Annotated in this window: 17 protein-coding genes and 5 pseudogenes; 7 read left to right on the forward strand and 15 right to left on the reverse strand. The window is 64.3% G+C overall.

Going from position 1 to position 21,751, the window contains the following annotated elements; genetic code table 11:
* The first annotated feature begins 101 nt into the window (after positions 1–101).
* Positions 102–200, forward strand: a complete 99-nt coding sequence (locus M1248_RS33385; protein WP_410506669.1) for a hypothetical protein — start codon at positions 102–104, stop codon at positions 198–200.
* Here M1248_RS33385 and M1248_RS14515 read toward each other — a convergent pair.
* Positions 158–433: a hypothetical protein gene (locus M1248_RS14515; protein WP_317148790.1), complete on the reverse strand. Its 276-nt coding sequence runs from the start codon at positions 431–433 to the stop codon at positions 158–160. The two genes, M1248_RS33385 and M1248_RS14515, sit on opposite strands and share 43 nt — an antisense overlap.
* Before the next feature lie 205 nt (positions 434–638).
* Between M1248_RS14515 and M1248_RS14520 the strand changes: the two genes are divergently transcribed.
* The 4 genes and pseudogenes from M1248_RS14520 (at position 639) to M1248_RS14535 (ending at position 3,142) form a co-directional block, all read left to right on the forward strand.
* On the forward strand, positions 639–1,001 hold the full coding sequence (locus M1248_RS14520) for a transposase (RefSeq protein ID WP_317148965.1): 363 nt from the start codon (positions 639–641) through the stop codon (positions 999–1,001).
* Positions 1,002–1,020: 19 nt separating this feature from the next.
* Positions 1,021–1,945: pseudogene (locus tag M1248_RS14525) on the forward strand (Mu transposase domain-containing protein); the annotation flags it as partial.
* Between the two features lies 1 nt (position 1,946).
* The gene (locus M1248_RS14530) at positions 1,947–2,663 is read left to right on the forward strand and encodes an ATP-binding protein (RefSeq protein ID WP_317148791.1); all 717 of its coding nucleotides are present in this window, start codon (positions 1,947–1,949) and stop codon (positions 2,661–2,663) included.
* A 230-nt stretch (positions 2,664–2,893) separates the two neighbouring features.
* A complete protein-coding gene (locus M1248_RS14535) occupies positions 2,894–3,142 on the forward strand; it encodes a hypothetical protein (RefSeq protein WP_317148792.1) in 249 nt (82 codons plus the stop codon).
* Here the strand turns inward: M1248_RS14535 and M1248_RS14540 are convergent.
* The 3 genes from M1248_RS14540 to M1248_RS14550 form a co-directional block, all read right to left on the reverse strand.
* Entirely contained in the window at positions 3,136–4,677 is a 1,542-nt protein-coding gene (locus M1248_RS14540; protein ID WP_317148793.1) for an NAD(P)/FAD-dependent oxidoreductase, read from the reverse strand. The two genes, M1248_RS14535 and M1248_RS14540, sit on opposite strands and share 7 nt — an antisense overlap.
* A gap of 46 nt (positions 4,678–4,723) precedes the next feature.
* Complete coding sequence (locus tag M1248_RS14545; RefSeq protein WP_410506670.1) at positions 4,724–5,635, reverse strand: metal-dependent hydrolase; 912 nt, start codon at positions 5,633–5,635, stop codon at positions 4,724–4,726.
* A 394-nt stretch (positions 5,636–6,029) separates the two neighbouring features.
* Complete coding sequence (locus M1248_RS14550) at positions 6,030–6,479, reverse strand: SRPBCC family protein (protein ID WP_317148795.1); 450 nt, start codon at positions 6,477–6,479, stop codon at positions 6,030–6,032.
* Between the two features lie 352 nt (positions 6,480–6,831).
* Between M1248_RS14550 and M1248_RS14555 the strand changes: the two genes are divergently transcribed.
* Positions 6,832–7,512 carry a TetR/AcrR family transcriptional regulator gene (locus tag M1248_RS14555; protein WP_317148966.1) on the forward strand — a complete coding sequence of 227 codons (681 nt, stop codon included), beginning with the start codon at positions 6,832–6,834 and terminating at the stop codon, positions 7,510–7,512.
* A 537-nt stretch (positions 7,513–8,049) separates the two neighbouring features.
* On the opposite strand, the gene istB is transcribed toward M1248_RS14555, so the two are convergent.
* From istB to M1248_RS14585, 6 genes and pseudogenes are all read right to left on the reverse strand, one after another.
* Complete coding sequence (gene istB, locus M1248_RS14560) at positions 8,050–8,826, reverse strand: IS21-like element helper ATPase IstB (RefSeq protein WP_317148796.1); 777 nt, start codon at positions 8,824–8,826, stop codon at positions 8,050–8,052.
* Between the two features lie 52 nt (positions 8,827–8,878).
* Positions 8,879–9,403: pseudogene (locus M1248_RS14565) on the reverse strand (Mu transposase domain-containing protein); the annotation flags it as partial.
* Between the two features lie 33 nt (positions 9,404–9,436).
* Entirely contained in the window at positions 9,437–11,893 is a 2,457-nt protein-coding gene (locus M1248_RS14570; protein ID WP_317148797.1) for a site-specific integrase, read from the reverse strand.
* A complete protein-coding gene (locus M1248_RS14575) occupies positions 11,890–13,074 on the reverse strand; it encodes a site-specific integrase (protein WP_317148798.1) in 1,185 nt (394 codons plus the stop codon). The genes M1248_RS14570 and M1248_RS14575 overlap by 4 nt, the downstream gene beginning before the upstream one ends.
* Before the next feature lie 73 nt (positions 13,075–13,147).
* A pseudogene (gene istA / locus M1248_RS14580) lies at positions 13,148–14,199 on the reverse strand (IS21 family transposase); the annotation flags it as partial.
* 185 nt (positions 14,200–14,384) lie between these two features.
* Positions 14,385–15,028: pseudogene (locus M1248_RS14585) on the reverse strand (SDR family NAD(P)-dependent oxidoreductase); the annotation flags it as partial.
* A gap of 511 nt (positions 15,029–15,539) precedes the next feature.
* Between M1248_RS14585 and M1248_RS14590 the strand changes: the two are divergent.
* Positions 15,540–15,898 (forward strand): annotated as a pseudogene (locus M1248_RS14590) (hypothetical protein); the annotation flags it as partial.
* Between the two features lie 98 nt (positions 15,899–15,996).
* On the opposite strand, the gene M1248_RS14595 reads toward M1248_RS14590, so the two are convergent.
* The 5 genes from M1248_RS14595 to M1248_RS14615 form a co-directional block, all read right to left on the reverse strand.
* Positions 15,997–17,640, reverse strand: a complete 1,644-nt coding sequence (locus tag M1248_RS14595; protein ID WP_317148800.1) for a class I adenylate-forming enzyme family protein — start codon at positions 17,638–17,640, stop codon at positions 15,997–15,999.
* Positions 17,641–17,671: 31 nt separating this feature from the next.
* Complete coding sequence (locus tag M1248_RS14600) at positions 17,672–18,565, reverse strand: SDR family oxidoreductase (protein WP_317148801.1); 894 nt, start codon at positions 18,563–18,565, stop codon at positions 17,672–17,674.
* A gap of 53 nt (positions 18,566–18,618) precedes the next feature.
* A complete protein-coding gene (locus tag M1248_RS14605) occupies positions 18,619–19,095 on the reverse strand; it encodes a hypothetical protein (protein WP_317148802.1) in 477 nt (158 codons plus the stop codon).
* 260 nt (positions 19,096–19,355) lie between these two features.
* Positions 19,356–20,498 carry a thiolase family protein gene (locus M1248_RS14610; protein WP_317148803.1) on the reverse strand — a complete coding sequence of 381 codons (1,143 nt, stop codon included), beginning with the start codon at positions 20,496–20,498 and terminating at the stop codon, positions 19,356–19,358.
* On the reverse strand, positions 20,498–20,962 hold the full coding sequence (locus M1248_RS14615) for an OB-fold domain-containing protein (protein ID WP_317148804.1): 465 nt from the start codon (positions 20,960–20,962) through the stop codon (positions 20,498–20,500). The genes M1248_RS14610 and M1248_RS14615 overlap by 1 nt, the downstream gene beginning before the upstream one ends.
* Between the last annotated feature and the right edge of the window lie 789 nt (positions 20,963–21,751).

Genomic DNA, 21,751 nt, shown 5'->3' on the forward strand with positions numbered 1-21,751 from the left:
CCGCCGCCAGCGGGTTCACCATCGAGGTCGGCATAATCCGGACATCGGCGTAATGGAACTTATGCCGACGTCGGCATAACCTGCATTTGATCCGCAACTCGATGCGGTTCGTGTCCTACAAGGACCGCAAGAAGGTCGCTTCCTCGATGCGCGCGATCTACAGTGTGCGCCGACCACCGAGGCCACCGAGCTGGCGTTGAAGGATTTCGACACCACCATCCGGCCCCACCAGCGGGGTGAGCAGCGTCGCGATCGCGTCGCTGTTGCCGGTGGCCTCCAACGCCACCTCATCATCTGGTCGTAGTTCAGAGGCCCACGTGCGCAACACTTCTGGCGTCACGCCGATGCGGTCTTCATCGCGCACCAAGCCGTCCTCGACGACGGCCAACTGCGCGAACTCGCGATGGACGTCCATCCCGATGTAACGAGTCACCTCGATTCCCTTCTTCGAAGCTTCAGTTGGAGGGGAACCGCTGGGACGGAACGACACCTACGGATACGCGCTCGCAGCGCAGCCGGACAAGTCGCAGGGGGCCAACTACTAACACGGCTCGCAGCCCACCGAGTAAGAACGGCCTGCCCATACGTGTCTCCCGAAGGCCCCTGTTCCGGACGGTCGCACCGTACGCCCAGCCGACCTGACCAGGCAAGACAGAACACCGCGCCGGGCCTCCACCTATTTCATACTGGGTACCAATTGCGATCGACCAATGCGATCGACCAATGCGATCGAATCGCTGAACTACCAGCTGCGCAAGATCATCGAGAACCGCGGCGACTCCCCCAACGACCAGGCCGCAGTCAAGCTGCTGTGGCTGGCGATCTGCAACATCGAGGACAAACGCGCCCGAGAACGCCAGAAGTTCTACGACGACCCACTCAAGACCGGAGATCGCTCACGCAACAAACGCCTCGTCGAGGGAGCACGCACCCACGGCTGGAAACAAGCACTGGGCGCACTAGCCGTGACCTACCCCGAACGAATCAAACCCTACCTATAAGCCAACCACATACACAGAAATCTTGACAAGCTCTGCGGTCAACCCGCAGTTCACCGCGGGCTGGCTGAACTACGCCGGTCATGCCGGCTTCCTCACCGACCCGGCCCGGGTCCGTTCACCCAAAGACAAGCCACGGGTCGAGCGCGTGGTCCAGTACGTGCGCGGAAACTTCTGGGACGGTGAAACATTCACCAGTCTTGAGCAGGCGCAGCACGCCGCGACTCAGTGGTGTGTGCGTACTGCCGGTGCCCGAATTCACGGCACCACCTGTGCACGCCCTCTGGAGGTGTTCACCGACGCCGAACAGGGGCTGCTGCTGCCGGCGCCGGGGGTATATGACGTGCCGGTGTTCAAAAGCGGTCAAGGTGCACCGCGATTTCCATGCCGAGGTCGGCAAAGCGCTGTATTCGCTTCCCGAACAATGGATCGGCACCACGTTGGACGTGCGCGCCGATACCGAGCTGGTGAAGTTCTATCACCGCGGCACCCTGGTGAAAGTCCACCCCCGCCAACCACCCGGTAGTCGCAGCACCGACCGCGCGGATCTGCCCGAACACAAAGCCGCCTACGCGCTGCGTGATCTGACCCGGTTGATCGCGGCGTGTGCCGCACACGGGCCCAATATCGGGATCTACGCCGAACGCATCCTCGATGACCCGCTGCCTTGGACCCGGATGCGCACCGTCTACCGACTGCAAGGCCTGGTACGCCGCTACGGCGCCCAGCGCGTCGATCAGGCCTGTTCGCTATCGCTGGACCTTGATGTCCTCTCGGTCAACAAAATCGCCTCCATGCTGGAACGTGCCACCGAGGACACCGCCCCGGCGCTGCCACGGGCGGTCGGCCAAACCACCACGCGGTTCTCTCGTGATCCATCCGAATTCACCAACAGCCCAACATCATTGACCGTCGTGGTCACCACCGAGCATGAGGAGGCCCGCTGACATGACCACCCACCACCGCGCACCTGCCGATCCGGTCGGCGCTGATCTGCTCCGACTGCTCAAGACGCTCAAACTCGGCGCGCTGGCCGACACGCTGCCTGAGCGTGCTGCTCTGGCTCGCCAACACAAACTCAGCCACATCGGGTTCCTCGAAACGCTGCTCGCCGATGAGGTCTCTCGACGCGAATCCCGTTCAGCAGCACTGCCAGCGGCCAAAGCCGGACTTGACTCGAGCATGCGCTTCGACACCTGGACCACCCAGGACGACCTGCGCTATGACCGCACCCTGCTCGGCGACCTGACCTCGTTGCGGTTCCTCGACGCCGGCCAATCCGCGATCGTCCTCGGGCCCGTCGGCGTCGGCAAGGCCCATCTACGTGCCGCCCGCCTGGACAACACCGTCGACACCGAGATCCGCCGACTGGCCGCTATCGACGTCCTCATAATCGATGACTTCGCACTGCGACCCCTCGACGCGACCGAGACCAGCGACTTCTACGAAATCGTCGTCGAACGCCACCACGCCAAGACGACCATCGTGACTTCCAACCGAGAACCCGCCGAATGGCTGACGATCACCGCCGACACGCTACTGGCTCAATCAGCCATCGACCGGCTGACCGCCGCCGCCCACACCCTCGTCATCGAAGGACCGTCCTACCGCCAACGCACCCGGCCCGGCCAACTTGACCCCGACCACCCCGACCAGCATCCTTAATAACGCGCCACGGTGGCCCCATCCCCCTGGCAATCAGGTGGCCCCATCACCCTGGCAAGCGACACACCCCGAAAATGAACGCTCAAACGCAAGCCGATCCACGCGAAGTACGCCGCCGAGATCGACGCGCACTACGCGGACTGATTCGGACGACGAAGGCCCACCCTGGTTCAGCCTTGACCTCGACCTCGGAATAGTTAGTATGTCTAACCGCCCTGAGCTGGCGGGCTGTGGCAAGCGAAAGCGACGGTGCTAAGCAGATCCGAGGCCTGGACCAGGCGTTTCAAGCGCTGCCCGGCATTCGCGACGACGAAGTCCGCACGATCGTGCCGACGGCACATTCGCGATATCGACTGCGCCCCATCGGATTACGCAGTGGGCCACGCGTGACCGTGGACGCGTCTCCCGGTCTGGATGGTCTGCGCCATAACAGCCGCTTCGCCGGCTGGCCGGGCCCGGCGCACCGTATCGGCTATTGAGCTATCTGACCGGGCAGGTCAGCTGCCAACCCCTCAGGCACACCGCCGGGAACCAGGCGTCGAAGAGTTTCGTCACGTCCCGGGGCTTTTTTGGTGAAGTGGAGTCCGTCAACGATGTTGTTGCGGCGGCGTATTCGTCGGAGATCGGAGAGATAATTCTGCTTTGCTTTCCATGGACCGCGGGATCCAGACTTCGGCAGTTGGTGCATCGCGCGCCGGAAATAGCCAGGCGCGAAATCGGTGAACGGCAGTTCCTCCACATCCCCGCCGGGGTGGGGGGCGACGACAGTGTCGTAGCCGTGTTCGTCCATGTAATTGAGTAGACAGCAGACGTATTCCGATACGAGGTCTGCTTTCAGCGTCCAGGATGCGTTGATGTAACCGATGGTGAACGCCATATTTGGAACATCGGAAAGCATCATAGCCTTATAGGTCATCGACTTGGCGACGTCGACAGCCTGGCCGTTACGGGAAAGCGTGGCGCCGCCGAACAGCCGCATGTTCAATCCCGTTGCGGTGACGATGATGTCAGCCGCTAACTCGTGCCCAGAGGAAAGCTTGATCCCCGTCTTGGTGAATCGGTCGATAGTGTCGGTGACCACATCAGCCTTCCCGTCCCGAACGGCCTTGAAAATGTCTCCGTTAGGGGCCAGGCATACCCGTTCATCCCACGGGTTGTACTTAGGCCCGAAATGCTTGTCCACGTCGTAGCCTGCGGGCAGCTGATGTTTGGCCCAAGCTATCAGGCCTTTACGCATGGGGCTGGGGAAGCGCCGCGCCAGCTGGTACTGCGCCACAGCTAATAAGATATTTTTCCAGCGGTTGATAAAGTCAGCGGCCCCGGGCGGCAGCCACTTGATGAGCTGGACAGCGACGGGGTCAATATTGGGCAGCGATGCAATGTATGTAGGTGAACGCTGCAGCATGGTGACGTGGCCGGCACCTGAATCGATGAGAGAGGGAATGAGAGTTACTGCGGTCGCGCCGCTACCGATCACGACGATCCTGTTACCCCCATAATCGAGGTCTTCGGGCCAGTGCTGCGGATGCACGATAGTTCCCTCGAAGTCCTTCTCGCCTTGGAACTCCGGACAATAACCCTTGTCGTAGTCGTAGTAGCCACTGCACACAAACAAAAACGCGGCCCCGATCTCGCGCTCCTCGCCGTCTCGGACTACTTTGACGGTCCAGCGCCTCTCGGCGTCCGACCAGTCCGCAGACAACACCTGGGTACCAAATCGGATGTGCCTATCGATGCCGCTCTCCGTCGCAGCTTCCCACAGATAACTTTTGATCGTCGCCGCATCAACTGTGAACCGCGCCGAGTGCCACGGCTTGAAACGGAACCCGAATGTGCACATATCGGAATCCGATCGGATACCCGGGTACTTAAACAGATCCCAGGTACCACCCAGATCAGCTCTGCGCTCCAAAACCAGATAACTCTTGTCGGGACAGCGATCTTGCAGATGCCAGGCCGCACTGATACCGGAGATACCGGCCCCTATAACCACAACGTCAAAAAATTCGGACATGAATGACTATTGCTCCCTAGTCGACGACGGTCTCGGTGATGGTCGGTTACCTTACGTAGTCGACGAGGGTTCCCGCGGCGCCGAAGAGTTCCTCTTGCCACTGCTGCAGTAATGCGTTGGTGTCGATGTCGTCGGGATGAAATCCCGGTCGTAGGTACTTTCTGAGCTCGGAGATCAAGCCCCGGAAGATGGGTCCACGGTAGAGCCGGTATGTCTCGCGCACCAACCGCACCGGCTGACACCGCGCTTCGGGGTCCCGTGCCACCGAGTACGCCAACACCGTACTGAGGAGGAGAAGCAGCACGGGGATCAAGACCGCCATCACACGCCTGCGCATCCGCTCCGTGCCCCCCACCTCCCGGAATATGTCGAAGGCGACCGACTTGTGTTCAAGCTCCTCCAGCGCATGCCAGTTCAGCAGGTTCCACACCTCCGGCTCGCCCGGGATGGCCTGGATCTCCTCATCGCCCAGGATGCGCTCAGCAAGTATGGCGGTGAAGTGTTCAGCCCCTGCTGTCACCGCCAAGGGGATCCGGGGAGACAACCGCTCCTCGATGCGTTTGATCCGATCGACGAAGCCGTCTGAATCCCACCAAGCAATCGGGTAGCCCATGTCAATGAGTTTCTCGTTCAGCGCCCGGTGCTGCTGCCCGTGGACAGATTCCTGACCGATGAAGCCAGCCACCCTCTTCTTCAACACGGGATCGGTGATCTCATCGGCGAATCGGCGCACCGACCGAATGAACAACTCCTCCCCCGGAGGGAAGGACCCCGACAGGTTGGCAACAAAATGGCTGAAGATGATGTCGTCGTTGACGAAATACTTGCTGCCGGCGCCGAACGGGAAACGAATCCGCCGGGTCTTCGGATACCGAGACTCCGGGCGCGAAGTCTTGGCAACCTCCACCGCGCCCCCTTGGCAACCTCCACCGCGCCCCTGGGCTGCGTGCTCGTTCATCTTGACTGTCACCCTTCTTCGAACATCGAGTTCCAGATACCGGAAGTACTGGATATTAGCGCTACGCTACCGTTCGACCCACAGGGGCGCAACATGCCGCGATGACACCGTGGCCATCGACACAGCCGGGATCACCGCCCGGCTATCGCTATCGACCTGCTGTGCGGAACCCGGCTGGGCTGCTGTTCCACATCCATGACCCGCAGTTAGTGTGTCCGTTCAACCCCAGTGAAGCAGCAGCCCAGCGCGACCCAGGAACCCGGCGTCGCCGCGCGACGCGCGACGATGACCGCTCACCACCGAAGAAGCCGGAAATCAAGATCAACTCGTGATCTCAGCGGCCGCCGGCAGAGAACCCGGGCCCCTGATCGGAGGCGTACGCAGTCCGCGGACCTCAGCAGGTGCGTAGGCAGTGCCGACGAAGCACCCGCACGCTGTGGCGGATACCGGAACCAAGCAACGGTTCTATCCCACGCTGGAGGACTTTGCCCGCAAACCCGCCGGGGAATTTGTAGTCGACGGTTAGATCGATGCGGGTCAGTTTCGATCCGATGGGCGTCGTCGCGACGGTTGCGGAGGCCACGATACCGTTGTTGGTCACCAAGGCTTCAGTGAGCTGTTCATATGGCTCCCACTCGATGATGCGACTTGTTCCTGTCATGGCGATCGGCCCGATCTTGCCGGTGCCGCGGAATTCGGCCCCGACGCCCTCAGACAGCTCGCCGACCGGCTCAACGGTGTCCAATCCGAACACCCATTCCGGCATGCGGCGATAGTCCGCCGCGTAGTCGAAAACTACTTCGGCAGGCAGCTCAAGTGTGCCGGACGCGGACACGACCGTCATTTGCCGACGGGCGAAATGAAGAACAGCGCCGTGGCACCGCATGTGAAGTGATCCCCGTGTTCAGCGCGCATCGGGCGATGCTCGCATCGCCCGATGCGACTTGTCAATTGTGGTAGGGATCGGTTGAAGCAGCGGTAATCAAAAGTTTCCCTGTTGACGGCCGCCGGGCGGCTACGCCGGACCGAGTTCATAGTGATTGCGGATCGTCGCGGTTCCTGTGCCGACCAATCGCATCCGGGCAGGTGGTGCACAGCGCGCCTACCTGCGCAGAGGCGGTTGACTTGCCGTTGCTGTGCGAAGCGGCATTTCGCGAAGCCGCATTATGCCCACGGACTATACTTTCGAGGTGTCGATGAACTTGAGCACCGTGGGGCGGTTGTTACCGGAGTTGACCGGGGATGCCCGAGCCGATCGTTGGCGCGAGCATCGCGCCGCAGTGCGTGCGGATCTGATAGAGGCAACGCTTCGGGCCATCGACGAGTACGGGCCAGATCTTTCCATCGACGATGTCGTAAGGACCGCGAGGATACCCAGGCCGAAGCTGTATCGATATTTCGCCGACAAGGACGCCTTGTTCGCCGCGGTCGGCGGGCGAGTGCAGGAGATGATCGTCGAGCAAGTCGTGCCCCAACTCAGTGCCGCCAGCAAGGCGCTGGAGCTGGTCAGCTCGCCGGTAGCCGCCTACGTCAGGCTCGTCGACGAACGGCCAAATCTGCTTCGTTTCCTGGTGAACTCGCATCTGAGGGAGGGGCGCTCGCCCGCGGATCTGATCGAGGGCGGCAGGCCGCTCTCGGATGCCACGGTGGACGTATGGTCAGCCACTATCCTGGCGCGCGGTGGCGTCGGCGGTAACTTGGAATGTGTTGTCGATGCTGCCCTGGGAGCGGTTGGGCTTGGAGTGCTGCGCTGGCTGAATTCCCCGATCACCAGCAAGGATGCGCTTATCGAGGAGCTGACCGCCTTTCTGTGGGGCGCCTTTTCGGCAGTTGCGGCAGCGCGGGGGGCCTTCTTTGATCCCGACACGAAGCTGTGACGAATCCCTGCGACAATGGTAAAACCGTTCAGGCGCTTGCGTCGCTTGCCATAGTGATGGGGCCACCGTTTTGCCATAAGGACGGGACCGCTCGGTACTCATGGCCAACAACGAGGAGATCTCCTGCCCGTCACTGGGGAGAACTACACGTAGCGAGTGACCTCATACCGCCGAGTCGGCGTGCCGTTTCTGGGCATACGTTACCCCCGGTCGACCAGGCTGAACTTGGCCGACCTATGGACGCTCCCGCTCACGAGATCACGTCCCCGGCTCGCTCCAGCTAAGCTGCCGGTCCCGATGAAACCGGCTGTGGGCCACGTAAAATGGCTGGTTGCAGCGTTGGCGATCCGGAGGAGCCGCTACCGACGTTGCGCCCGGCCACTCCACGGCACAACGAAAACTTGGTCTGATCGTGAACTCCGCCCCCACCAAGCGAACCTAGATGTCGTCCGTCGCGTAATTCCCCAGGGGTTGGCGTCACGTAATTCCCCAGGTGCGGGCCTCGGTGTAGGTCTTACCGGCCCGCGCTGGTGGTGTCTAGTTGGTGGGTCGGCCGGGTCGTTTTCGGGGCCGGTAGCTGGGTCCGTCCATGAGGACTTGGTGGCTGGTGTTGATGAGCCTGTCGAGCAGTGATTCGGCCACGACTGGGTTGGGGAACAGCGGATACCAGTCTTTGGGAGCGCGGTTGCTGGTCAGGATCAAGGGTTTGCCAGCGATGGCTCGATCGGAGACTAGATCGTAGAGATCGTCGGACTGGGTGGGTGTGTGCTCGCGCATGGCGAAGTCGTCGACGATGAGGACTAGGGGGCGGGTGTATTCGCGCATGCGTTGACCGATGGTGCGGTCGGCGTGGCCGCCGGCTAGGTCGGCGTGGCCGCCGGCTAGGTCGGCGAGCATGCGTGAGCATTTGACGAAGCGGAGGTCGCCGCCGCGTCGTGCTACGTGGTGTCCGAGTGCTTGTGCCACATGGGTTTTGCCTACCCCGACCGGTCCGTAGAGGATGACCGATTCGCCGGCGTCGAGCCAGCGCAGCGCGGCCAGGTCGCGCAGCATGGCGACGGTCAGTTTCGGGTTGGCGGTGAAGTCGAAGTCTTCGAAGGTGGCTTGGGCTTCGAACTTCGCGCGGCGCAATCGTCGCCTCAGGGCGGCGGATTCGCGGCGGGCGATCTCGTCCTCGCACAGGGCTTGGAGGAATTCGAGGTGCCCGAGCCCGCCGTCGCGGGTTTGGGTCAGCCGGGCGTCGAGGGTGTCGAGCATGCCGGACAGTTTCAGGGTGCGCAGCGCATTGCGCAGCGCCGGGTCGCAGATGGACAAGGGTCTCTCCTTGAGGGTGGATTACGTTGTGTTGATGTGCGATTCGTGGAGATCAGGCGATGATGCCGGTGTCGGTGCCGAACTGGTCGGGGCCGCGCAGAAACGCCTCGGCCGCAGCGGCGGCACCGCTGGCAGGTTCGTGCTGGGCGTGTTCGGTGCCGGCGATCAGGATGCCCTTGATGGTGCGATAGGACGGGTCGCCGACCTCGATCGCACGGACGCAGGCGGCCTCCAGCCGCTCACAGCCGTGTTTGTCGCGCAGCCCCAGCACCCCCTGCGCCGAGCGCAGGTGATGGATGGCGTTATCAGCCATGAACTCCGCGATCACCGCCTCGCAGGCCGGGCCGACCAGTTCGGCGGTGCGCCGACACCAGGCCGGCGTTTTCATGTGGAAGGCGATCTTTTCCGGCGGGTAGTGGGTGAAGTCGGTGGAGCGCCCGGACGGGCGGCGCACGTGGGTGGCCACCACATCGGCACCGGCGAAGATCTGCACCACATCGCCGGCGGTGCGGGCATGCAGGCGCTGTCCGATCAGCCGCCACGGCACCGAATACAGCGCCTTGCCGGATTTGACATGTTCTCTGAACCGAACAATTGTTCGACTAGCGTTCTATGGGCTCGTCGGAAGCGTGGGGATGCCGAGGTCGGTGGCAGCGATGTCAGTGGTTGTCCTGCAGCGTCTTTCGACCTGGGCAAGTTTGTCCTCAGCGCCGGCGAGGCTGACCTGGAGTCCCTCGACCTCGCCGAGCCAGCCTTCGCGTTCGGCTTCGGCAATGCGGGCCTTTAGGTTGTCCCGGATCTCCTGGAGTCGGGATCGTTGCTGTGGGTCCGGCCATAGGAGTGCGCAACGCACGCAAGCGTGCTCATGGATGCAAGGTGTTGCGAACGCGCGGCCGCAGGTGCCAACGGAGACCTTGCGGCGCTCGAAGTGGCCGATGAACTGTTGCCATTCTTCGTCGGTGGGCTGGCGGTATTCCTCTGTCGGTCGGAGCTTGCGTCGACGGGCGATGAAGGCGAGGTGGGCGGTGATGGCCTCGTCTGGGTAGACGGCCTTGTAGCCCATGGTGACGCCGATGTCGCGGTGTCCGGCGATGACTTGGGCGATGTGTGGCGGGAGACCGTTGAGGATGGCGTCGGTGATGAACATGCGACGGAAGTCGTGTGCGGTGAAGTGCAGTGGGTCTCCAGCAGGGTCGGTCAGTCCGGTGTGGGCGAGGGCTTCGTCGAGCAGCCTGGCGACGAAACCGCCCCCGAGTGAACGGTTTTCAGCTCTCGTGCGCCGCTGGAACAGCAGCGGAGATGGTGGCAGCCACACCAGTTCGTGGCTGTCGCGGGCACGCACAAGCGGGACAGCTCCGTCGGGGCCGCGGACGCGGCAGATGACGGCGCTGAGCACGTCGGCGAGTTCCGGGCCGACCACGAGCAGTCGTTCCGCGTCGGTCTTGGACGGAGCGATCTGCAGCAGCGGCACCAGTTCGCCGGTGCTGGGCAGCCGGTATTGGATCAGGCTGTGGTGGCTGAGTTCGATCAGCTCCTCCACTCGGATGCCGGTGTGGCGGAACACTTCGATGACCGCCCATGCCCAGAACGCGTGTTCCTCATCGAGGTTAAGCAGTCGTGGTTTACCGGTGTCGGGGTCGCGCACCCAGACGTTGTCCGCGGCCGCGTGCGCCCGGACGATCCTGGCGAGGGTCTTTCCGGCGGCGGTGAACTGCTTGCCCGGCTGGGCCTGTTGCCCGGCTTCCAACAACTGGCGCGACTCGCGGCGCCACCGGTCGACGGCCTCGACTAAGACGGGTAGCACGGGCAGCCGTTCGCGGGTGCGGCTGTCCATGCGCGCCTTGCGGCGGCGGATGGCCTTGCGCCGCACCAGATCCTCCTGGCTGATCGGGCACGGCGCCACCCACACACCCCATCGGACCGGGTCGTCGAGCCCCCATTCGGCCAGGTCGAGGTAGAAAGCCCGCACCGTGGCCAGCGCGGACAGGTAATCGAGGCGTTCGGACTCGACTTCGACGCGTTCGCCGTCGCGAATGACGATGGTGGTTTTGGTGCGCAGCCGCCGCTTCCACGCTCCGGCGACCTCGCGGGGCAGGCGCAGCGAGTCGACGCCGGGATGGTGCTGCTCGACCTCGAACCAGAAGCACCGCACCAGGTGATACGCCAGGCCGACCAGGGTGTTGTAGTCGATCGCCGGTCGCCGCTCGGCCAGATAGGCGACGAGCAGGTCCCGGATCGGACGGCAGGTGATCGGGTAGCGGTCGACGAGTTGGGCGGGCGAACGCTGGCCAAGACTGCGGATCTGCTGCAGCGTGGGCGTGTCCGCGCCGACCACGCCCGCTTCCCGCAGCATCCGAAACGTCGCCGACGCTGAGTCCGCGCGACCGCGCACCGCGTATTCGGCGTCGAGGATCTCCAGCACATCACCGACCGTGATGTCGGCCAGCATGCCGCCCTTGGCAGCGACGATCACCGCAGAGCGAAACAGGATGTCGCCCACGGCGTCTGATCTGATCGCGGGATCGTGTTCACACAATCGGCGCAGCCGCTCGAAGCCCGCCCCGTCACGCCCGTAGACCATGTTGCGGACCAGCTTGCGCTTCTTCCCGCCGGTCAACAGCCATGCCAATGACGGTCGCACCACGTCGCCGCCGACCACGACCAGCAGCGAACTGGTCATCAACTGCAACCGGTTCTCGGAGTACTTCCCCTGGCGCTGAAGCCACTGCTCGGGATGCTGCGCCCACTGCGCGCCGGCGGCGTCGGCGCCGCTGGCCAGCCACCGCTGTTGCCAGGTGTCGCCGGGTTGATCGGCGAGCCAGTCCAGCAGCAGCGGCACGCCCCAGCGGCGCGCTTCCTGCACCCGCTGCGTTGGCAACTCGGCCGTGGCGGCGGCCACGACCTGATCCACTTCGCCGCGATCGCCGCACGTGGCCGGCCAATCCGTGCCGACCGCCCGGACGGGATAGCGAGATCGCCAATCTGGTTGCGTGGAAGCGGATTCCAGCGATACGGCGTCAGCACAGGTTGCGGTCCTCGTTGCGGGGATCGTCTCGACGACAGTCATGAGCGCCTCCGCGCGAACAGCACGTCCAGTGTCTCGGGTCGATAGCCGGTTGTCGGCGGCGGCGTGCGCTCGGCGGCCTTGCGGGTCTGTTCGGCGTGGTGGGCGAGTACGCGTTCGATGACGTCCTCCCTTCGCGGGGTCAGGTAGATCTGTGTGGTGGTCAGCTGTGCGTGCCCGAGCACGTACTGCACGTCGGTCAGCGGCATCGCCGGATCCTGCGCCATCCGGTAGGCCGCCGTGTGCCGCAGCGCATGCAACGTCGCGCTGGTGCCGACGTCGGCGTTCACCCGCTCGAACATGCGGTGCGCTGCGTGATAGGTCAACGGACGAAACGGCTTCCGGCGCGTCCACCACAACGGCTTGGTTCGTCCACGCGGGATCAGCCCCTCCATCTCCACCTGATACAGCCGCAGCCACACGAACGCGTCCGACGACGCCGGCAGCTCCTGCATCTCCCGAGAGCCCTTGCGCACCACCGTGATCAACTGCCGCCCTGGGTCGACACCGCCCTGCGTCGCGGTCAACAACTCCGATGCCCGCGCCCCGGTTGACACATAGAACGCCACCAACGCCCGATCGCGATGCGACAGCAGCCGCGCAAAGATCTCGTTGAACTCCGCATCCGGGATGTTGCGTGGAATCCGTTTGACCACCCGAGGCCGATACAACCCGGCCCGCTCATTGCGATACGGCTCCATCGGGTTGTGATGCGCATGTGCTCGGCCACCGCGCCGCGACCGGTCCAGCGGAAACGGATTCACCATCGGCCCCGTGCCGACGTCGCGGTGGAAATCGTAGAAGCAGCGCAGCACCGTTTCGCTGTGCATCCGCACCGACACCGAATACGGCGTCACTCGACCAGAACCCGTCGGGCCGTGCGTGATCGCAAGCCATCGGCAGAAATCGCGAGCCTCTGGGCGGGTCGCGCGGTCCCACCCCACCTCGACCGCCCACAGGAACCGGAACCACCGCAGCAGGTCCATGCCATACGAGCGGACCGTGGCTTCGCTGCGCCCGGCCGCGAGCAGGTCGCAGAAGTACGCAGCGACCGCCGCGACCGGTCGCCCCTTCGGGTCGAGCAGTCGATACGGCTCCCACTTCGAGCCCGTCGCCGCCAGCGACCCCACCGCCACAACCTCCAACACCGACAGATCCCGCGCGTCCTCGAAATCACCGAACACGACACCGACGGTAGGACCGCTATCCGCCCATCACGGCGCTGACATGCCGGAACGTCGGAATTAGTTCAGTCAACAGGTGCGCATCGACTCCGACGGTGCCGATCGACCATATGGATAGCTCGAAAGCCCTGGGCGGCAACGCGATCAACGCATCGGCTTCGATCGCCTCGAACACCCGCAACGGCGCGGCGCCCTCCAAGGCGCGGCAGTGCCGGTGCCCGGCCACCTCGGTACTCCAGCGCAGCGCGTCGGCCTGCATTCCGGTCAGCGAGGCGAACTGGCGGCCATTCCAGAACGAGTCCCGCACATAGGTGATCGGTCGCTCCACCCGGGGTTTGTCCTTGGGTTTGAATGCCCGCGCCGGATCGACGAGCGTGCCGTAGTGGACCGCGAGCTCGGCGTAGGTGCGGGATCTTCGGGTCATACAGGTCGGGTTTGTCCACCCCGGTCTTGAGGTTGTCACACACCAGCCGCGCCGGTATCCCGCCGAAGAATTCGAATGCCGCGACATGGCACGCACACCAGGTGGTTTGATCCATCCGGATCGCCGGGCGCACGAACAGATGCCGCGAACACGACAGCACCATCACGAACGCCCACACCGCCACCCGCCGGCCAATCGAGGGATCAAACCACATGCCCAGCCGGCCGTAGTCGATCTGTGCCTCGCTACCGGGCAAGCCCGGTCCCATGCTGATGGCAAACCGGTGGTCCCTTCCCCGTGGCAAGCGACACGCGGGCCACCTCCTCGGCGAAATGTGTTGCGATCCAACGCCGCACCGACGACTCCGACGCCGCCACCCCGTGATCGTCGCGCAACCGTTGGGCGATCGTGGCCACCGTGACATCATCATCCATCCAGGCCTTGATCCGATCTTGGTGCGGTGCGATCAGCGGCCATGTCGAGGCGCGCGCAGCCGGATCATTCAGCTCCGGGAACCATCCATCGATCAAGTCGGCCCACTGCTCGGCCGACAGCGGCTCGCCGCCGGGCGCCATACCGTCGGCGATCGCCGGGGCCAGATATTTGCGGACAGTCTTGCGGTCGATGCCCAGCGACGCCGATAACTGCACCTGCGAGCGGCCCGCGTGCCAGTGGGTGAACAACTCGACCAAATCGAGCATCAAGATATTTCTCCTCGCCATCAGCGCCCTTCCATCCGCCAGCCGACGGATCAAGAGCGAACCTGTGTGCGAGGCCCACACCGGGCAGACACACCGCTCAGGGTGGGGAATTACGTGACAGCCGGGGTGGGGAATTACGTGACGGACAACCCCTCAAACCTGGGGAAATACGTGACCGCTGACAGGTCGGCGTCAGGCATCGTCGCGGCCAGCAGCGTGGAATACGCCGCCAGCTCCGGTGGGTGACCCACCAGCCGGACTCCCTGTTAGGCGACCCGGTCCAGCACCGTCTCGGTCCTGGTGAACAGCTCCGTGGCCGAGACGCCGGGATGCACCGCGTACGACCGATTGGGCAACCCGGTCTCGGCCAGGCGCCGCTGCAGCTCGCGGGCGAACATCAGGTTGGACAATTTCGACTGGGCATAGGCCAGATGCCGCTGGTAGCGCCGGTTCTCGTAGTTGAGATCGTCGATCCAGAGTTTGGGCGTGTGCCGGTGGGCGATGCTGGACAGGGTCACCACACGGTCGCCGATCTTGCCGAGCAGCAACCCGGTCAACGCGAAGTGGCCCACATGGTTCGTACCGAATTGGGTTTCGAAGCCGTCCTTGGTGCGGCTAACGGGATGTTCATCAACCCCGCATTGTTGATCAGGACATCGAATCCGCCTTGTTGCGAGGCGAACCCACGCACCGAGTGCAGGTCGGCCAGGTTCAGCTCGGCGACTCGAACGTCGCCCCCGACCTGTCCGGCGATCACCTGCGCCTTGTCCACATCGCGGCAGGCCATCACGACGGTGGCCTCCTTGGCCGCCAGCACGCGAGTCGTCATCTTCCTTCAGCCCGCCGTTGGCGCCGGTCACCCCAAAGGTTCGGCCGCTCTAACCGGGAATCTCGTCGGGCCACCAGGTCATCGACGTCACCTACCTCCAAGTACGGGAGGCACCCGTGCGCCCCCGGGTTATCGCAGCCGCTCGTCCATAGCAGAAGTCATCCCGATCGATTCCCCCCGCACGGTCAGACGACAACACGATTGCCTGCCACACACCGCATCCGATACCGCGGGTATCGGATACAGGCAGCGGAAAGGCGCATCATCTGCGTGACCGTGCACCCCAGCACGGAGCGACGACCTCCACGGGGCGGTGACCGGTGCTTACCGTCGCGACCAGAATCCGGCCCTTGACCGGAGTAGTGACCTGCCGCACCATACTCTTGGCCGGGCCAACGGTATCCGGTACGAGGTAACGCATCTGGGTAGTCGAAGCCATGTTGCGATGGCCGAGTTGGTGACTGGCGCAGACACCGATCCGGCCTCTGTTCAACGCCGCCCTGAACACCCGCGGTTTTCGGTCTGGCGTGCGATCGGTGACGGCACGCACTTCGAACGGACACAGATGGTAGGGCAAGCGGTGTATCCCAGCGGTGACGTATACATCGTTACCAACGGTGGTGCCCTCACCAGCCGAGACCTCACGTTTTACCTACCGATCGCAGCCGGGTTCACATTGATCGTGTCGCTGACCATCGAAGCCGAGCGCGTCGAGCCGCAGACGGGTCGCGTGCTCACGGTGAACTGCCGAGCCCACCAGCAGCAGGCCTGCAGGTAATCGATATGGACATCGCACAAGCCGAGGTCAGCTTCTGCTCATCCCCGGCAGCGAACGCCATCTGGCCCGGCGCACAACCCATTTCGACTAACACTAACTGCCCGTACCGGTACGAAATTGCGCTCAGATACCCCCACAACGCGCGGCATCAGCCCGGGAGCCGCCGACAACACAGCCCGCAATACACTATTCACACAGCATCATTTGTTTGACCCCCGATACCCGGCCCCCGATCGAGCAGGTGACCGTGGAAGCGTCGCCGAAGCTCGGCCTTCATGACCTTGGCCATGGCGTTCTTGGGCAGCTCATCAATTATGACCACGTGGCGTGGGCATTTGTAGTCGGCGAGGTGGTGGCGGCAGAACTGATTGACCCGCTCCGCGGTGAGCGCGCCGTCACCGCCGGTGGTCAACCCGGGCTTGGGTGCGATCACCGCCAGTAGATCCTCACCAAGGTCGGCATGCGGAACCGCGATGACGGCGGCCTCGAGCACCTCCGGCATCTCGAGCAGCACGCGCTCGACCTCGACGGCGAAGATGTTGTAGCCGCCGCGCAGGATCATGTCCTTCTTGCGGTCTGTCAGAAAGACGTAGCCATCCTCTGCGACATAACCTACGTCGCCGGTGTGCAGCAACTCGCCGCGCCAGAGCTCTGCGGTGGGCTGCTCGCCCTTGTAGTAGCTGCGCCGCGTGATATTCGCCTTGAAGCAGATCTCGCCGACTGTGCCTTGCGGCAGCGAGTTGTCGAGGTCGTCGACCACGACAACTTCGCATCCCACCGGCTTGCCGACAGAACCCGGCCGGGCGAGGATGTCGTCGGGGTCGGGTCCGAGCATGCAGGCCGCGCTGGCGCCGGCCTCGGTGAGACTGTAGCCGTTCAACATCTTCACGCCGGGCCAGACTTCCCGCATTCTGCGCACTGTGTCGGGCTGGATCGGCGCCGCCCCGAAGAAGACGAACTGCAGCGAGCTGTAATCGTGGTCGTGCACTGTGGGGTGCTTCATGGCCAGGTTCAGCATCGTCGGCACACCCATGATCGAGGTGGCGCGGTGGTGCTCGATTGCGGCGAGCAATTGCTCGGGATCGTAGCGTGGTAGCACGATCTGGGTGATTCCGGCACGAACGCTGAGCAGCATCAGACCGTGGCAGCCCGTGAAACCAAACAGAGGCACCGCATGAAGCAGGCTTTCACCAAACAGTGCGCCGAGGACCTGTCCGAGGCTCGCCTGGCCCGGCTCATCGGCGAGGTTACCTTCGGGCACCAGCACGCCCTTCGGCATCCCGGTGGTACCGGATGTGTAGAGGAGATCCGCCGGGTCATCGGCGGTAGGGGGAGGTTCAAGGGGCGGCACGTCCGTGCAGCCCGCGCCCACCACGTCACCGAGGGGGATGAGGTTGTCGACTGCCTCGCGGCCAGTCACGTAGAAGTGCTCGAGACTGAAGCGACCGCGACGACCACCGATCTGGACTGATCTTCCTGCAGCGAGTGGGGCTACGACATCGCGGTGAGCGGGGCCGGTGATCACCGCCGCCGCGTCGCTGTGCTCGAGCACGAACAGCTTCTCCGGCGCTGCCCACCGGGTATTCAACGGCACCGGCACGGCGCCGAGTTTGTGGATACCCCAGTACACGGCATTGAAATGCATGGCCTGATCGTTGGCGAGGAGCATCGCCACCTTCTGACCACGGCTCACACCAGCGGCGTGTAATTGGTGGGCGACACGGCTGGCGGCGACATCAAGCTCACCGAACGTGACGGTGCCGTCGGCGGCGATGACGGCGGCCTTTTCCGGTCTGTCCATCGCCAGCTGGTGCAGCAGGTCGATCACGGCCATGGTCTGGGTCCTCCTCGATGCAGGTGCGTGCTTAGCCGAGGGCTTGGAGAACCAGGCCGATCTCGTCGTTGGCCTGCGCCGGGGTAATGTAGCCCCGTCGGTCGCAGATCGCCTCGAGGTTGTCCTGGACCGCTTCGACATCGAGTGCCGGCGATGAGAAGCCCTTCGTCACACCGATGAAGATCTCGGCCACTCGCCCGCCCCCGACGGAGAAGATCCGCGATGTGAGATCGCAGGACTCGTGGCACAGATAGGCCACGACCGGGGCGACCAGTGCCGGGTCGAGCTTGTCGGCGACCGGCCCGAGGAGTTCCTCGGTCATCCGAGTGCGCGCCATCGGCGCGATCGCGTTCGCCGTGACGTTGTACTTCGCGCCTTCCTGGGCGAGCACCCGCGTGAAGCCGACGATCCCCATCTTCGCGGCGCCGTAGTTGGCCTGACCGAAGTTGCCGAAAATTCCGGCAGCTGAGGAGGTGTTGACGATCCGCCCGTAGCCTTGCTCGCGCATCTTGACAAACGCCGGCTGCGTCACCCAGATGGTGCCGTAGAGATGAACGTTGATTACCGTGTCCAGCAGCTCCGGCGTCAGGTTCTGGAACGACTTGTCGCGCAGGATGCCCGCGTTGTTGACGAGGATGTCGACCCGCCCAAAGGCGTCGAGAGCCGTCTGCACGATGGCTATCCCCCCCTCTTGGGTCGCCACGCTGTGACCGTCGGCGAGGGCCACTCCGCCTGCGGCTTCGATCTCCTTAACAACGGCCTCTGCCGCCGTCGAGTCCGCGCCGACGCCAGCGACGTTGCCGCCGAGATCGTTGACGACCACTCGCGCGCCGCGAGAGGCAAGCAGCATCGCATGCTCTTTACCCAGGCCGTTTCCAGCCCCGGTCACGATGGCGACCTTCCCGTCGTAGCCCAGCTCAGCCACGTAATTCCCCTTCCATGCTGTTGCCCCGCAGGGCGGGTTCTCTTGCTGTTCATTCAATAGCCGGTGTCACCGCCGCACCGGCGCCGAGGAGGCCACGGCGACGGCTGTAGCGCGCAGGTGCGGTGCCGCCCCGAGGGGCCGATGCGTTTGCTTGCCTCAACACCGCCAACGGGCAGATGATGTCGATCACACCGTTTGGCGCATGGTGGGGCCTCGGTCTGTTTGGTGACTACCGGCCATGTCGGCTCGGGGCGGGGACGGCATCTGTCCCGGTGCCGCCTGCGCCCCATGAGGTCAGGAAGAACCCTCGCGGTGGTGGACACCGTGAGCCACCCGTCGGGGATGGGCGTCCCGGCCTCGGCGGCTATGGTCGGCGCCCGATCTCCTCCGCGGTTGTGTTCGACTGGCGGATCACCCGAAGGCGTTTCTCGCTGACGCAGCGTGAGCCCGGCGAAGTCTGTCGCGACCAGTCGGGTGGCGGCAGCGGCCGCCTGAACCTGATCGACGTTCATCGCCGCGACGGTGGGCACCAACGGGCTCTTTGGTGGTCGGGTTGGTGGAATCGAGGGGCGGTCGGTGGCCCGCCAGCAGGTCCTGGTCCTCCGGTCCAAAGGTGTGCAATCGCACCGCCCGCGTAGGCGCGACATCCGAACACGGGTTAATGCGGTCGACACTGCCGGCGGGAGCGCCCACACATGTGCGCCGGAACATCCACTCGGATGGCGAGCGGACCCTGCCCCGATCGATTGTCGCAGGCGGATCGTAATCCCATGCGCAACGGCACTCGCAGTCATGTCATGGCCTGAAGGATGTGGATGATGCAGACCGCGCCGGCGCCCATCATGTGGGCTAACCCGGTTCGAGCGCCTTGGACCTGAAGCGGGCCCGCCTCGCCCCGGAGCTGACGGGTCACATCCCAGATTTGGGCCAGGCCGGTCGGTCCACCGGGATGGCCGCGCCCGATCAATCCGCCGTCGGTTGAGAACGGAATGCGACCGCCTAGGCTGGTCGCGCCCTCGGCGACGAGCTTGTCCCCCTCACCGGCCTCGCACACGCCGAGCAGCTCGTAGTACATCAGTTCCTCGATAGGGAAGGCGTCGTGCACGTGCGCAAGGTCGAGATCGCCCGGCCCGACACCGGCCTCTTCATAGGCTGCCTTCGCCGTGGCCGCGGTGAGCTCCCCTGGACCGACGACTGCACCCATGAAGATGTGGCCGTTGACGTATTGCTCGGACTGCTGCTGGCTGGCGATCACTTTCACCAGTGGGCGCGCACCAGCCATGCGTTCTGCGACCTCTCGGGTCGCGACGATGGCGGCCGCAGCTCCGGAGCCGGCGGCACAGGCCATCTTCGAGGTGTGGGGGTAGGAAATCATCCGCGACGCGAGGACCTCCTCGATGGTCACTTCATGGTCGGCACGACGTTGCGCGTAGGGGTTCAGACGCGCATGGTTCCAGTTCTTGGCCGCGATGGCGGCGAAAGTCTCGACGGTCGTGCCCACCTCGTGCATGCGGCGTGTCGCCCACATGGCGAAGAACGCCGCCGGCAGGATCACCTGGCCGATACCCGGCTTGTCGCCGCCGATGGCCGGGGCGGCACGGTTGAGGTCGTCGAAGCCCAGCGCCATCGCGATGTCGACGCTGCCCCCCGCCACCACTTGGACGGCTTCGTGGAAGGCGCAGGACCCGGTGGCCGACGCGTTCTCGACGTGGGTGATGGGGATGCCGGTGAGGCCGAGGTCCTTCGCAAGTGTGACGCCCGTGAGCAGACCGGCGCTGATGTAGCCGTTGTAGAGGTAGCCGACCTGGTCGAAGCTGACGCCAGCATCATCGAGGGCGTTGATTCCCGCCTCGAAGCCCAGGTCGGCGGCGTTGGCGTCAGGCTGGCCGAACGGGGCCATCCCGACGCCGATCACATAGACGTCGCGGGCCATCACGGGGGTGTCTCCCGTCTGGCGGGGCCGAAGCGGAACGAGCACAGCTCGGCGCCATCGGCATCGGTCATGATGGGGTAGATCTCGAGCCGCATGGGCATGCCGATCTGCCAGTCGCCCCTTTCGCCTCGCAGGATGCATTGCACTCGGACGCCTTCGGGCAGGTCCACCTGACCGACCCCGTGCCCGTCGCCCGTGGATCCGAACCGGGTCTTACCCATCCACGCCGACTCGACGTAGGTCCAGGCGAACAGCTCTCCGGTTGTTGACAGCAAAACATCCTCGACCGGCCCCGCCGTCAGCGGACAACGACGTCGGCGCGGGAAGAAGTACGTGTCGGCAAGAGTGCTGTAGGAACCGACCAACCGCGGCTGCTCGTCGCCGTCGGGCATCGTGAAGTAGCCGTCCTCAAGTGGTCGACGCATCGTGCGGGGGCCTCCGGTCCTGTGGTCAACGGTGGGCATGGGAGAGTGACACCTTCGCGACCGTGCCCTGGCGGGTGGGACACGCGTATCAGGCCGTGAATCGCTGTCGCTTCTCGCGGGTCAGCGGTGCGGCACGCCTGTGGGCCTGCCACGTCGTCGTACCGGGTGAGCATGCGGAACGCGATCGCGCCGGGCCGACAAGTCACTGGTCATCTGCTCAACTCCTGTCTGATCGACGTCACATAGACGCTGTACGGATCAGTGTAACCTCCTGTCCCGTAGCGCTACCCATAATAGCGTTTCGAGATCGAACGTACTGCTATTGCGCAGTGGGGCGGGACATTTGAGCGCGGGGTTGGACGGCCACCACGTGCGGGCGCGTGGCCGTGGTGTGGCTGCGGTTCCGCGGCGAGCTGTCCCCGACAACGCAACTCACCATGCTGTCCCCGCGGAGCAGGTTTGGGCGACTGAGGACCGCTACTGCGCCGAAACGGGAAGCTGATCGACGCCACCTGAGAATAGGCGTTCGCCGCTGTCGCCGCAGGACTGGGCCGCCTCAGGCGGGCCGTCTGTTCGGTCTACATCGGAAATCCGTTTATACGGCGACCCTTCGCATTCACGGTGTCCGACCTGAACCGCACCGATGATCTCGCCCTCATCACCGCGCCAACCCGTTGGTCTCCAATGGCAGGGCGCCGCGGTCGCCAATTTCCCAGACACGCTCAAGGCGTGGCGCACCCGCGGCGGGTGACCGTCATCGACCCCAGTCAGGGGGCGTGGTGTCTGCGCGGCAGAGCCGTTTCCCCATCCACTTCTCAATCCGTGTCT

The organism is Mycobacterium sp. 29Ha, assembly GCF_032883055.1.
Classification (GTDB): domain Bacteria; phylum Actinomycetota; class Actinomycetes; order Mycobacteriales; family Mycobacteriaceae; genus Mycobacterium; species Mycobacterium gallinarum.

What these genes read in the sequence shown, in the direction of transcription:
- M1248_RS33385 (WP_410506669.1), top strand. Translation starts at nt 102, where the DNA reads ATGCGGTTCGTGTCCTACAAGGACCGCAAGAAGGTCGCTTCCTCGATG.
- M1248_RS14530 (WP_317148791.1), top strand. Translation starts at nt 1,947, where the DNA reads ATGACCACCCACCACCGCGCACCTGCCGATCCGGTCGGCGCTGATCTG.
- M1248_RS14540 (WP_317148793.1), bottom strand. Translation starts at nt 4,677, where the DNA reads ATGTCCGAATTTTTTGACGTTGTGGTTATAGGGGCCGGTATCTCCGGT.
- M1248_RS14545 (WP_410506670.1), bottom strand. Translation starts at nt 5,635, where the DNA reads ATGAACGAGCACGCAGCCCAGGGGCGCGGTGGAGGTTGCCAAGGGGGC.
- M1248_RS14550 (WP_317148795.1), bottom strand. Translation starts at nt 6,479, where the DNA reads ATGACGGTCGTGTCCGCGTCCGGCACACTTGAGCTGCCTGCCGAAGTA.
- M1248_RS14555 (WP_317148966.1), top strand. Translation starts at nt 6,832, where the DNA reads ATGAACTTGAGCACCGTGGGGCGGTTGTTACCGGAGTTGACCGGGGAT.
- M1248_RS14570 (WP_317148797.1), bottom strand. Translation starts at nt 11,893, where the DNA reads ATGACTGTCGTCGAGACGATCCCCGCAACGAGGACCGCAACCTGTGCT.
- M1248_RS14595 (WP_317148800.1), bottom strand. Translation starts at nt 17,640, where the DNA reads ATGGCCGTGATCGACCTGCTGCACCAGCTGGCGATGGACAGACCGGAA.
- M1248_RS14610 (WP_317148803.1), bottom strand. Translation starts at nt 20,498, where the DNA reads ATGGCCCGCGACGTCTATGTGATCGGCGTCGGGATGGCCCCGTTCGGC.
- M1248_RS14615 (WP_317148804.1), bottom strand. Translation starts at nt 20,962, where the DNA reads ATGCCCACCGTTGACCACAGGACCGGAGGCCCCCGCACGATGCGTCGA.